The sequence below is a fragment of the Candidatus Poribacteria bacterium genome (genome assembly GCA_021162805.1).
Lineage (GTDB): Bacteria > Poribacteria > WGA-4E > B28-G17 > B28-G17 > JAGGXZ01.
This window is the reverse complement of the sequence record JAGGXZ010000162.1, coordinates 1-13,531: the sequence shown is the minus strand read 5'-3', so window position 1 is coordinate 13,531 and position 13,531 is coordinate 1. Positions and strand designations below refer to the sequence as shown.

Annotated in this window: 10 protein-coding genes; all 10 read left to right on the top strand. The window is 56.5% G+C overall.

Annotated elements, in window-relative coordinates:
• Positions 1–2,917, top strand: a 2,917-nt coding sequence (locus J7M22_12510) for a caspase family protein (protein MCD6507428.1), incomplete at its 5' end; no start/stop codon positions are given.
• Between the two features lie 211 nt (positions 2,918–3,128).
• Entirely contained in the window at positions 3,129–4,073 is a 945-nt protein-coding gene (locus J7M22_12505; protein ID MCD6507427.1) for a hypothetical protein, read from the top strand.
• A 26-nt stretch (positions 4,074–4,099) separates the two neighbouring features.
• Positions 4,100–5,134, top strand: coding sequence for a DUF4384 domain-containing protein (locus tag J7M22_12500; protein ID MCD6507426.1), 1,035 nt, complete (start codon positions 4,100–4,102; stop codon positions 5,132–5,134).
• Positions 5,135–5,391: 257 nt separating this feature from the next.
• Positions 5,392–6,483 carry a tetratricopeptide repeat protein gene (locus J7M22_12495; protein MCD6507425.1) on the top strand — a complete coding sequence of 364 codons (1,092 nt, stop codon included), beginning with the start codon at positions 5,392–5,394 and terminating at the stop codon, positions 6,481–6,483.
• 55 nt (positions 6,484–6,538) lie between these two features.
• Complete coding sequence (locus J7M22_12490; protein ID MCD6507424.1) at positions 6,539–8,074, top strand: SpoIID/LytB domain-containing protein; 1,536 nt, start codon at positions 6,539–6,541, stop codon at positions 8,072–8,074.
• Positions 8,075–8,411: 337 nt separating this feature from the next.
• Positions 8,412–9,449 (top strand): AAA family ATPase, encoded by a 1,038-nt coding sequence (locus J7M22_12485; protein ID MCD6507423.1) that lies wholly within the window; start codon positions 8,412–8,414, stop codon positions 9,447–9,449.
• The gene (locus J7M22_12480; protein MCD6507422.1) at positions 9,433–10,197 is read left to right on the top strand and encodes a PD-(D/E)XK nuclease domain-containing protein; all 765 of its coding nucleotides are present in this window, start codon (positions 9,433–9,435) and stop codon (positions 10,195–10,197) included. Before J7M22_12485 ends, J7M22_12480 begins: the two co-directional genes overlap by 17 nt.
• Before the next feature lie 163 nt (positions 10,198–10,360).
• On the top strand, positions 10,361–10,594 hold the full coding sequence (locus tag J7M22_12475) for a DUF433 domain-containing protein (protein ID MCD6507421.1): 234 nt from the start codon (positions 10,361–10,363) through the stop codon (positions 10,592–10,594).
• Positions 10,591–11,001 carry a DUF5615 family PIN-like protein gene (locus J7M22_12470; GenBank protein MCD6507420.1) on the top strand — a complete coding sequence of 137 codons (411 nt, stop codon included), beginning with the start codon at positions 10,591–10,593 and terminating at the stop codon, positions 10,999–11,001. The genes J7M22_12475 and J7M22_12470 overlap by 4 nt, the downstream gene beginning before the upstream one ends.
• A gap of 170 nt (positions 11,002–11,171) precedes the next feature.
• Complete coding sequence (locus tag J7M22_12465; GenBank protein ID MCD6507419.1) at positions 11,172–13,163, top strand: SUMF1/EgtB/PvdO family nonheme iron enzyme; 1,992 nt, start codon at positions 11,172–11,174, stop codon at positions 13,161–13,163.
• Positions 13,164–13,531 lie beyond the last annotated feature (368 nt).

The window sequence follows — 13,531 nt, the reverse complement described above, 5'->3', positions numbered from 1 at the left end:
TATTTTAAGCTCTCCGGCGATAGGGGATGTGGACGGTGATGGGGAGATGGAGGTGATTGTGGGAAGTGCAGATCATAACCTCTACTGCGTATCAGGAAGGAGCGGTAAGGAGAAATGGAGGTTCAAGACAGGTAGTAATGTGGAAAGTTCCCCTGCGATAGGGGATGTGGACGGAGATGCTCGGGCGGAGATAGCGGTTGCAAGCGAGGACGGCTGGCTGTATTTATTGAAGATTGAAAAGCCCATCGGCGAAATCCTCTGGCCTCGGTGGCGCGGGGATGCTCAGGGGACAGGGCTTTTGGAATGCGCCCGCCTATACGGTCTCGCCTCACAATTTAGACAATATGGTGTAAGGGTATTTTCATTATCGCCGAGGCTTTTGGAGTCCGCCCTTGAACAGCTTAGCAGGCTTGGGAAAAAGTTCAAATCAGCGAAGAACGAGGCGGAGTTTAAGCAGGAGATTGAGAAAACAAGGGAATACATCGCCGAGCTTGAAAGGCTGTCGGAGCTTTCCGAGGAAAAGCGAAACCTACCCAAGCGAATTGAGAAGGAGAAACAAAAGGAGATAGCTAGGATAGAGAGGGAATACCTCAAGCCGAGAGGAGAGTTTGAGAAGATAGCCCAGTACCAAGCAAGGCTGAGGAAGGGGAAGCTGCTGAAGCAGGAGGTGGAAAGGAGGTACTCCGCCAAGCTCGCAAAGCTGAAGTCGGAGACAGCAAAGCTTGACTCGCAAATCCGTGAGCTTACGGATAAGGTAACCATCCTGCTCAAAGTTGACCGCATAGGCGCTTACGATGCGGACAACGAGACCTTCCCAATCACCGTTCAGGGACGGACGGAGAACGTCCACGTCCCGATTGACATCGCTCCCGATTTCAAAAGGAGGAAGGACGAACTCGTAGTAAAGGCTAAGTGCAGGCTGAACGAGGAGCTTGAGTGGGAGTTCTACGATTTCGTCATCCAAGACCCGAAAAGCGGGAGGGACTTCCCATTCGGAGCTTCCGCTAAGCCCACCCAAATCGTAAAGACCGAGTTCCCGCCGAACCTGTCCGCATCGGTCTCCTTCTCGGATGCGGACGGAAACCGCTTCCTTGACGCAGGCGAGACCGCCACGCTGAAGGTAACGGTCCGAAACGATGGCAGGGGGAAAGCTCAAGGCGTGAGCGTCGTCATCTCCACGGATTACGAGATGCTCCTTCTCTCCTCCGCTGTGGCGGACGTAGGGGATATACCCTCTGGGGAGGAGAGGGACGCAGAGTTCAAGCTGATAGCTCCCGAAGATGTGGAGGGGAAGGATGTGAAGCTGAAAGTTGAGGTTCTGGAGTCCGCAGGGTTTGACGCCACTCCGGTTGAGGTGAGCTTTCGGACGAGGGCGGTTCAGCCTCCCGAAATAGGGGTGGCGAGATACATCCTGAACGACGGCTCAACGGGGCTTGCGAGCGGAAACGGGGACGGGAAGATACAGCCTGGGGAGCAGGTTGAGCTTACCTGCTTTTTGCAGAACGTAGGGCTTGGGGATGCGAGGGGTGTAACTGCGAGGCTGGTCTCCTCCGACCCGAACGTCCAAGTTGTGAAGGGGGAGCAGAAGGACATCGGGGGGATAAGCTCGGGGGATTGGCGAAAGGCTATCTTCGCCTTCAGGGTGAACAGGCGGTTCAGGGGGAGGAAGCTCCCCCTCTCGGTCTCGGTCAAGGACGCGAGGGAGCGGTTCAAGTGGGAGATACCGCTTGACATCTACATGGAGGTGAGCTACGAGGAGCCAGTGGTGGTGAAGGTTGAGGGGAAGGCGAGCGGAGTTGTTCTGAAGCAGCTTCCCCAGATAGCGAAGGAGGATTCTGAGGGGCCGAGGATAGTGATAATCGAGCCGACGATGATGGGCAGGGGGATAGCCGTGGTGCCGAAGGTGAGGGAGTGCAGAGTGAGAGGGCTGGCTTTGGATGTGTCGGGCGTGGCGTATGTCGAGGTGAACGGCGAGAGGGCTCAGACGGAGGAGATCGACGGGGGGGTGGAGTTCCGGCGGACGCTTCAGGTAGCGGGGGAGAGGGAGGTGGTGATCCTCGCAGTTGACGGAAAAGGGAACGTAGGGGAGCTGAGGTTCAGGATAACGAGCGGGATAGCGGAGATGGGCGAGATAGAGAGGTGGGCGGTGGTGATAGGGATTTCTCGGTATTCGGACGAGAATCTGAACTTGAAATATGCGGATTCGGATGCGACGGCGTTTTACGAGTTCCTACGCTCGGAGGAGGGAGGAGGCTTCCCCGAAGACCACGTGAAGTTGCTTTTGAACGAGGATGCGACGTACGAGAAGATGAAGGAAGCGTTGTTCAGCTTTCTGGGGAGGTCTGTGAAGGAGGACATGGTGGTGATATTCTTCGCCGGACATGGGGCGCCCGACCCGCAGAGGGAGGAGAACCTGTATCTATTGCCGTATGACGTTAAGGTGAGGAAGCTGTCAGCCACGGCGTTTCCAATGTGGGACATACGGACGGCTTTGGAGAGATATATCTCGGCTGAGAAGGTCGTGGTGATAGCTGACGCGTGCCACAGCGGTGGGGTGGGCAAGGAGGTCGTGGCGATGCTGAGGGGAGAGAACCCGATAAACAGGTATCTGCACCAGTTGGGGATGATATCGAAGAGCACGGCGGTATTGACCGCATCGGGAGAGAATGAGCGATCTATGGAGGATGAGCGATGGGGAGGTGGACATGGGGTTTTCACGTGGTGTCTGCTTGAGGGGCTGAAAGGGAGGGCGGATGAGAACGGTGATGGCATGGTGACGTTGAAGGAGATAGGCGATTATGTGAGGGAGAAGGTCAGGCGGGAGACCGGGGACGCTCAGCATCCGGTATTGACGGGGCGATATGACGGTAACCTGCCCATGGCCGTTATCCCCTCCGCCGATTCCACCGCTCGGTAATACCCACGGGCAGGCACGGGGGCCTGCCCCTACGGTGAGGCGTATGGGTGATCTCCCCGCGATCGTCCCATTCGGAATCGTAGGGGTAACCCCCCGTGGTTACCCCGTAGGGCGGTTCCTTCACCCCTGCCATATTACGGCGGCACATAAAGTGCCGCCCTACGAATTCACAGGTCTGCCCTTACGGGAAAACACATGGGGAGAATAGATCATGAGGAAGATAACGTGGTTGTTGCTTCTTCCTCTCCTGCTTCTTCCGCTCCTCGCCTGGGGGGCGGAGGATACATGGAGATACAGGGCCTATGAGGCCGAGTTCTGGAAGAGGGTAGACGATAAGCTCAGGGAGGCGAAGGTGGAACGCATTGCCGTCCTCCCGTTTAAATCCCCGCCCGATATCGCCGAGCCAGGTCGATATCAGAGGCGGATTGAAACCGGCCTCATTGGGCTTTCCGGATACCGATACATAGTGCTGACGAGGGACCCCGATGAGATCGAGGCCCTGATGAGAAACTTCGCCTTCGAGATGTCGGATCTGTTCGACCAGCGCACGGTCGCAAGGCTCGGGAAGGCCCTCGGAGCGCAGGTCATCGTCAGCGGTGAGCTTTTCAAATTCCCGCCCGCCGAGATCAGGCTCTACCTCCATCTCGTCCACGCCGAAACGGGCCGGATAATCTACGAGGAGATCCTCTGCTTAGACCCGAAACGGGATTATATGCTGCCCCTCGACCGCCTGCATCCGATGGATTCAAAGGGGGAGATGGAACAGTTCCGGTTCTGGAACTCCGTCAGATCGCTCCTCCGATCCGAGGGGATAAAGCGGATCACCGTTCTGCCCCGGGGTAAGGAGGGGATGACCGAGCCGGAACGCCAGTTCGAGATGGGGCTCGTCCGGTCAGCCGACTCCCAATACCACGTGATAGCGCATGACCCCGACAGGCTGAGCCGTATATTGGAGAACCTGAACCTGGAGATCTCGGATCTCTTTGACCTTGACACCGTGGCGAGAATCGGTAAAATGCTCGGAACACAGGCGATCGTGCTCGTCAAAAAAGCCGATTCCGGAGTGAGGGTAAATATCCTGAACGTGAAAACGGGACGACTGATATTCACCGCTACCGGAAACCCCGATAAGGTCGGGAGGTATAGGTGGGATTAAAGCGTTAGATTGAGGAGGCTGAGGGGATGAGGATAAAGGTTATTTTCGTTATTCTGCCGTTTCTCCTCTTGATCTCGACCTTAACTGCGGTATCGGATGAGTTTGAGGGAGCTGTCGAGAAGCTCGTGGCCGATCTCTCGGAGAAGGCCGGCGTAGGCGGCCGACCGATGAGGGTGTCCGTGGGGAACTTCACCTACGGTGAGACCAAATTCGCAAGCGCCTTCGCCTACTTCCTCCAACGCCAACTCGAGGACGCGATAAGCGGGTTGAAATCCTTCGAGCTGCTGGATAGAAGGGAACTCGACAGGATACTTAAGGAGCTCGACCTCTCGCTCTCCGATCTCTTCGATCCCGAGACCGCGCCGCCGATCGGCAAGTTGAAAGGGTTGGAGGCAATCCTGACCGGCTCCTATGCCATCTGGGGGGATACCGTCAGGGTAAGCGCGTGCCTGGTGAAGGTCGGCACCACGCGGAAGTTCACCTGTTCGACTTCCATCCCTATGAGATCCATCCCTGAAAACGTCCGGATAAAACCCGAAAGGTTCGATCAGGCGGTGAGCGATGAGAAGCTCCTCAAACCTGAGAAAAGTGAGGATGAGGGGAAGGGCCTTAAGGTGAAGGTGTGGGTTGACAGGGGCGAAGGGGGGACCTACGCCGCGGGGGAAAGGCTGTTCATCCTGTTCAGGGCGAACATGGACTGCTACGTCAAGATCTACGATATCCCCGCGGGCGGGAAGCCCAGGTTGATCTTCCCTAACCGATGGCACGCGGATAACAGGGTCAAGGGGGACAAGGTGTACCGGATACCGGAGGGGGATTACGGGTTCGATCTCATCGTGACCGAGCCGTTCGGCCCTGAGACGCTCCTGGCGGTCGCGAGCACGCATCAGTTCCCCGACATCGAGGAGGAGCTCAAACTGGCCCGAAGTAAACCGTTCCCCGAGGTGGAGGAGTCCGCCAGAAGCCTGAGCGTCAAACTGCGGGGTCTGATCCCCGTCCCGAAATCCCTGATCGCCCAGACGATCTGCACCTTCACGACGGTGCCGAAAATCGTGAAATAAACTCCTCCGAATTGCGTTGTCTATATAAGACAGTCGAGAGTCAAGGGTCACGTCCGCTGTCCATGGTCCCGATCTGCTATTGCGTTGAGCGTTCGTTGCGTTATTTGCGTTAAGCAAAGCGCACAACTCTGTAAGCTCAATGAACGCAATAACACAATAAGCGGGATAACCCAACTGACGGCGGACGGCGATCTGCCGACAGCGGACATTTGTCCGGCATAATATGCCTTGAGACAAATATTAGGAGGTCAAAGGCAATGAGGTTCAGGTTTTTCATATTAGCATCACTCGTTTTAACGTTGGCATCCGTCCTGGGATGCGGACAGAAGCCGACCATAACCCCTGCGGATGTCACGGATACGCCGGAGTATAACTACAACATCGGGATGAGATATCTCAAAGCTGGCGATCTCGAAAAGGCCCTGGCCTCTTTCGAGCGCGCTAAAGGGCTCGACCCGGATTACGCCCCGGCGTATGAGGGGATAGGGCTCGTCAAACTCGCTCAAAACGACCTAAAGGGGGCGATGGAGTACTTCCGGAAGAGCGCGAAGAAGGACAAGCACTATGCCCCGGCATATGTCGGCATGGGGAGGGTATACCTCGCCCAGGGCAAGCCCAACTCGGCCCGCGATAGATTCCTCAAGGCACGCGACGTCAATCCCGACTACGCGGACGCCTACTACTACATGGGGCTCTCATACATGCGGGAGCATAAGTTCGACGACGCCGAGAGGTGGTTCTATCAGGCCCTGGAGAAGAACCCGGCTCACGCCGATGCCGATAGGATGTGGGAGAAGGCGGATAAGATCAAACGGGCTGCACCGGGAACCAAGCACGGTGAGGAGATCTGCCTCAAGGATACCATCTCAAGGGCCGATTTCTGTGCTCTGCTGATCGAGGAGCTGAAGCTGGATAGGTTGATGGTACAGGGCAAAGTGCAGGAGGAGCCCGAATCGCGGAGGAACGTCCCCGACCTTGTCGATATCGGCGGCCATTGGGCCGAGAAATACATACGAACTGTCGTGGAGATGGGAGTTATGATGCAGTTCCCCGACCACACGTTCCGTCCCGACGATCCGATGAGAAGGGTTGACCTCGCCGTGGCCGTCCAGAACATCCTCGTCGCGACGACGGGCGAGGAGAAGCTGAAGACCAGGTTCGTCGGCAGCCCATCGCCCTTCCCCGACGTGCCATCGGGAAGCTACGGCTACAATGCCATATTGCTCGTCTCGACCCGGGGAATACTCAGCGCGGATGTGAAGACGGGGGAGTTTCATCCTAACGATCCGATCTCCGGCGCGGACGCCCTTCTGGCCTTGAGGAAGCTGATGGCGATCTTGGCACGCTGACCGTAGGGGCAGGCCCTTGCGCCTGCCCCGTATGTGGGCGACAGGGGGAAAAACCGTGTTCTTCATCAACCTGATCGCTATCCTTCTCATCCTTGCCTCCTCCTCTGAGCAGCTCGATGAGGCCAAGGATCTCATCCGCCTGGGGAGATATCTCGAGGCGATAGGCGTCTGCCGCGAGATCGTCCAGCTCGGCGACGATCCCCTTCTCAAAGCCAAGGCCCAGCTTCTCATAGCCGATACCCTTAACACCATGCTCGACCAACCCGAGAAAGCGCTCAGGGAATACTCCAGGCTGATCTCGGGTTACCCTGAAAGCGATCTGCTCGATGACGCCCTCTACAGATCCGCCCTGCTCCTTTACAGGCTCGGGCGATACAAGGAGGCCATTGGACTCATAGAGCGGCTGCAGAGGGAATTTGCGGGGAAACCGGAGAGCTTCTATAACGTCTACAACAGCAGGCTTCTGCTGGAGAAATGCAGGGAGGCGATGAGGGAGAAACCCGAACGTCCGCCTGAACCGCCGAAGCCGATACCGAAAGCAGATACCGTCAGGGTGGCCATCCTCAAAGGCGTGATCCTGGCAAGGGTCTCATGTGACTCCGAATTTACGGTCGAGGTGGGATCAAACCCGAAACGGATGCGCCTCCGGAGGGGTGAGAGGATCGAGATATCGGCCTATGGGGGAGCTCTTCATCTGACGCCGACCGACCTCTTCGCCGATTCAATTTCGATCCGCGCTGACGGAGACCCCCTCAGCGTAAACGGCACCAGATACCGGGGGGAGCTCCGTTTTTATCCCGTCGGCGATTCCCTTCTGATAGTCAACGAGCTTCCGCTGGAGGAGTACCTCTACGGCGTCCTGCCGATGGAGGTTCCGGCGAGCTGGCACATCGAGGCGCTGAAGGCGCAGGCGGTGGCGGCCAGGACGTTCGCGCTGAGCAGAAAGCGTAACTCGAAAAACCCGCTCTATGACCTGGATGACACAGGAAATAGCCAGGTCTACGGCGGCGCCGACGTCGAAACTGAGAAACTCAGAAGGGCCGTGGATGAGACAAGGGGCGAGGTGATGCTCTTCGGAGATGATCTCGCCACGGCATGCTATCACTCCAACAGCGGCGGAATCACGGCCAACTCCTCAGAGACGTGGGGTGTCGGACTGCCGTATCTGGTGAGCGTCAAGGACCCCTACAGCCGAAACTCGCCCGTATACCGCTGGAAGGTGAGCCTACCGAGGGGCACGCTTGAAGGAAAACTTTCCGATCTGCTCGGCATACCGAACCTGAAGGTCAGAGCGATCAGGGTGGTGGATCGGGATTCCACCGGCAGGGCGAGGATGCTGGAGATACGACATTCAGGGGGGAGATCGAGGGTATCGGCGAGACGGTTCCGCCGCCTCTTCAACCCAGTGAGGGTCAAAAGCACGCTTTTCAGGCTGAAGCTCGGAAAGGATGGACTTGAGATATCCGGCTACGGATACGGCCACGGCGTGGGCATGAGCCAGTGGGGCGCCCAGAACATGGCCTTGGGGGGGATGAGCTACAGGGAGATATTGGGCTTCTACTACCCGGAGGTGAGGATCGTTCGGTTTTAGGAGGATGCGGGGGTAGATCCACGTGCCTGTTCGCCCATCTTGACGCGCCCTTTCGTATCTGCTATACTGAGGATCAAGTATGATGGGCGGACGCGGGGGTCTGCTCCTACGGTTGGGCTGCGTGGGTGATTTTTATTTTTCCGAGATCGTCCCATTCGGAATCGTAGGGGTAACCCCCTGTGGTTACCTCGCCGGATGCGGCGGCACATGAAGTGCCGCCCTACGATGTAAAACGTCCTGCCGAGCGGTCGGTAGGGGCGCAAGGCATTGCGCCCAGTATTTTGGCGGCACTACGAAGTATAATTGCAGGTGGTGAGTCACCCTGAAAAGATACAAGTTGCCCTACGGCATACCGAACTTCGCAAAAATAGCTGCTGAGAGCTATATCTACGTCGACAAAACCCCGTTCATCCGAAAGCTTGAGGACGCAGGGGAGCCCTACATCTTCTATCTCCGTCCCCGCAAGTTCGGCAAGAGCCTCTTTGTATCCACGCTGGAATACTACTATGACCTGAAACACGCTGACAAGTTCGAGATGTTGTTCGGCGATTTCCACATCGGGGCGAACCCCACCCCCTTGCATAACAGCTATATGATCCTCCTCTTCGACTTCAGCGGGATTGACACCACAACGAGGGAAAGCACCTATCAGGGGTTCCGGGGGAAGGTTAAACTTGGGGTGGAGGATTTCTGGGATAAGTATGAGGACCTCCTCGGCGTTGAGGACAGAGATGAGATCCTGAACATCAATGAGCCGGAGAGGATGGTGGGGGAGTTGATACAAAGGGTAAGGCGGAAAACGGGGAGGAAGATCTACCTTCTCGTGGATGAGTACGACCACTTCGCAAACGAGCTTCTGGCCTTCCGGTTCGACATGTTCAGGGAACTCGTCTCCCGAACGGGGTTCGTCAGAAAGTTCTACGAGGTTCTCAAGACAGGGGCGAGGGACGGTGTGATTGACAGGATGTTCATCACCGGTGTCACCCCCATCACCCTCGATTCCCTCACTAGTGGGTTCAACATCGCCAGGAACCTCTCCCTTGATGAGGAGTTCCACCCCATGCTTGGCTTCACGGAGGATGAGACCAGGAGGCTGATCTGGGAGGTCTGCTCCCACTGCAGCGCAGACCCCGATGAGATCTACTCCCAGATGTCGGACTACTACAACGGACACCGGTTCTGCGCGGAGGCGGATGACGTCAAACTCTTCAACCCCGACATGGTTCTGTATTACCTATCCGACTACCGGAGATACGATGCTTCTGAGAAATATGAAGATCACGTAGCACCCCGACATGGTTCTGTATTACCTATCCGACTACCGGAGATACTGTCGGCCTCCGAGGGAGTTGATAGACGTGAACATAGCCTCTGACTATCGCAAGATAGGCAACCTGTTTCAGTTGTTCGATGCGAGGAAGGGGATGGAGGTGATCAACGAGTTGCTGGAGGAGGATGCGGCCTACGGCAACCTGACGACTCAGTTCAATCTGGAGAGGGAGTTTGACCGGGATGATCTTCTCTCGTTGCTGTTGTACATGGGCTTCGTCACGATGGAGGGTACCCTTGGGCGGATGTACCGGTTCGGGATGCCGAACTACGTGATCAGGGAGCTGTATTACCGTTATCTCTATGAGGATCTGGTGAGGAGGGAGAGGGTAAGGGTTGACGTTCACAGGCTGGAGATGGCGTTGGTGGAGATGGCATACGAGGGGAGGATAGAGGGGTTGGTGAGGATGGTTGAGGATTTTTTGGGGAAGGTGTTGTCAAACAGGGACATGCGTGGATTCAGGGAGGGGCATCTTAAGGTTCACATATTGACGTTGCTACATCTGAGCAGGTTGTATTACGTTCAGAGCGAGCTAGAGGTTGAGAGGGGATATGTTGACGTTTTCCTGAGGGGGATGGAACCGTTTGATGGAAGGTATGAGTGGGTGTTGGAGTTGAAGTATGTGAGGGGAGAGGATCTGGAGGGGATGCTTGCTCGTGTGAAGGAGGAGGGAAGGGAGCTGTTGAGAGGATACATGGATAAGGTACGTCCGCAGGCTAGGTATCCTTTGAGAGGAGCGTTGATGGTCTTCACAGGACAGGGGGAGTGCGCGTTCTGGGAGGTGGTTCAGTAATGGATGAACCGTAGGGCAGCTCCTTCGGTGTTGATTTTGTCCCAGGTTATGCTACCTTAGGTGAAGAAGAGTGATGAGTGATGGGTTATGATCGGAAATCCCAGGGGTTATTTTAGAACGTTAGGAGGATTCAAGAAAGGCGAAAACACCGGAGGTAATCGAGATGAAGGTCGATCTGTTAGACAGGATTGAGATCAACCCGGAGGTTTTATGCGGGAAACCTGTGATAAAGGGGACGAGGATATCCGTCGAGCTGATCCTTGAGAAACTCGCCTCAGGTTACGATTTCAGACAGATCATACGCGAGTATGACATAACGGAGGAGGATATAAAGGCAGCCATAATCTACGCTTATGAACTGGTGGCGAATGAGGAGATAATCGAGTTTGTGACATGACCGGCTTGCTTGTGGATGAGAACGCCCCAAGATGCTTGGTTGAAGCTTTGAGGGAAGCTGGCTATGATGTGGTATGGGTGAGAGAGATACGTCGAGGTATGAACGACGAAGAAATCATCTCACTGTCAATCGACGAATCTCGGGTTATTATGACCTTCGATAAGGACTTCGGAGAACTGATATACAGATCTAGACGGAGGGTGCTCGGTGTCATACTGGTGAGGATATCGGATAACGAAGTGAGTAAAAGGGCAGTTTTGGATTTTTTAGGAAAGCACCCCGATGAAATAAAGGGGTTTTTTACGGTTTTGACGGAAAGGAGGATAAGAAGGAGGGAGTTATCCGACGTGGAGACGCTTCATCGTAGGGCAGATCCTTTACCCCCGCCGCATTTCGGCGGCACATAAAGTGCCGCCCTACGGTGTTGATTTTGCCCCAAGGTTATGGAAGAGAGATGGGATCGGACACGGCGATGGTTGAAGCACCGCAATATGATGTAGGAGCGGCCCTATGTGGTCGCCCGACAGATAGATCGTAGGACGGGGATTTATCCCCCGCCGAGGGGGAGGTGATTGTGATGAAACGCATAATTCCTCTCATCATACCGATCATCCTGCTCATCACCGCCACCCTTTTCGCCCAGAAGGGCATCAGGGTCGTGGGCAGACATCCCCCTGAGTTGCCCGATACGGTATACAGAACCGGATGGGCCCTGCTCATCGGCATCAACGACTACCCCAACCTGCCCCCTCAATACCAGCTCAACTACGCAGTGGCGGACGCCACAGAGCTCGCAAAGTTGCTACAGACCAAATTCGGATTCCCAAAGGAGAACATCATCATCCTCACAAACGAGAGGGCCACGAAGAAGGGAATCCAGAACGCCCTGGCAGAGCTGGCCGATCCCGATAGGGTGAAGGAGGATGACTGCGTGCTGGTTTTCTTTTCAGGGCACGGACAGACCGTCACGCTTCCCAGACTCAGAGGCGGAGGGGAGATGGGCTTCCTCGTGCCCTATGACGCCAAGGTTGACCTCTCCAGGAGGCCGAACGCCGCCCAGTATTACCAATACTGCATAGGGATGGACGAGCTTAAGCGTGCGGCGAAGCTCATTCCCGCCAAGCACATCCTCTTTATCGTTGACGCCTGCTACAGCGGGTTGGTTCTGGAGTCATCCAGAGGGCTTGATCCCAGGATACCGGGTTATCTGAGGAAGGTTGTGGAGGCTCCCGTCCAGCAGATGATAACGGCCGGAGGGAAGGGGGAGCAGTCGGCGGAGCGTTCCGATCTGGGGCATGGGGTTTTCACCTACAAGCTGCTGGAGGGTCTGGAGAGAGGGATAGCCGATATAAACGATGACGGTGTCATCACGGGCTGGGAGCTAGGGACGTATCTGAAGCAGGTGGTTCCGAAGATAGCGGAGCAGCATCCCCTGTTCAGGACGGAGGGCGAGGGGGAGTTTCTGTTTCTGCCGCAGGAGGGGGAAGCTGAGGGGGCGGTGGTGGAGGAGCTGGCGAGCGTGGCCACGCTGGTCGTGGAGAGCGATCCGGAGGGTGCGGAGGTGTATGTTGAGGGGCGCAAGGTGGGGGTGACGCCGTGCACTATTGATCTCGACGCCGGGGTAGAGGGGGAGCGGAGAGTGACGGTGGCCGTCTCGAAGGAGGGGTATCGGACGAGGCGAGCGAGGGTCAAGCTGATAGCTGGCAAACGGGTGAGATGGGCGGGTGTGCGTTTGGAGAGGGTGGATGTCCCGCCTCGGCCCGTTGTCACTCCGCAGCTCTCAGGGGGTACCGCTCCTCCGAAGGAGATAGTGGGCAGGGACGGTGCGCCGATGGTGCTGATACCGGCTGGTGAGTTCGAGATGGGGGATCCGTTCAACGAGGGCGACTCCGACGAGCGCCCCGTCCACACCGTGTATCTGGACGCCTTCTACATTGACAAATACGAGGTCACTAACGAGCTATATACGAGGTTCCTGAACGACATAGGGAGAAACGAGGACGATGAGGGACATCAGCTTTTGGACATCAACGATTCGGGTTGTCTCATCGAATTTGTGGGCGGTCAGTATCGTCCGAAGTCGGGATACGAGAATCACCCGGTGATCAAGGTGAGCTGGTGGGGGGCGGTGGCGTATGCTGAGTGGGCGGGCAAGCGGTTGCCGACGGAGGCGGAGTGGGAGAAGGCGGCCAGAGGCGGGCTCGTGGGAAAGAGGTACCCGTGGGGCGATGAGATCAGCCACGACATGACAAACTATTGGGGAACGGGCGGAAGGGACAGGTGGGATGAGACATCCCCTGTTGGGAGCTTCCCGCCCAACGGCTACGGTTTGTATGATATGGCTGGGAACGTGTGGGAGTGGTGTGCGGACTGGTATGATGAGAACTACTACTCCAGGAGCCCTCGCAGGAATCCTAAGGGTCCTGACTCAGGCGAATATCGCGTTGTGCGCGGCGGCTCGTGGAACAACGATCCGGAGTGGTTGCGCGTGGCGTACCGCAGCAGGTACCACCCACGGACCGCGTACATCCTTCTGGGTTTTCGCTGCGCCCAGGATGTTACCCCTTAGCCCCTTTACGCCTTTACACCTTGAGAAGGAACGAGGAGCGAGGAACCAGGAACGAGGAGATGAAGATTGGGAGGGGACGGGGGGGGTGGATAATTGCTAGGCATTCAGGGGAAAATGCCTCGCCCCTACAGGGGCGCCAGGCCTGGCGCCCAAATCGCTTGACATCCCCCTATCTCATTGATAGAATGAGATGTAGAACTCCTCGCTCCTAAGAAGGGAAAAGATGCGCTACGACGTGGCGTCAAAGGTCACAGTGGAGATTGCAAGATACTCCATCGTGCAACTGCTATTCGGGATAAAGCCCGATCACGTCTCTCTGATAGAGAGGCTGCCACAGGAGAGCGTGAGCCTCAGAAGAAGCGACTTCC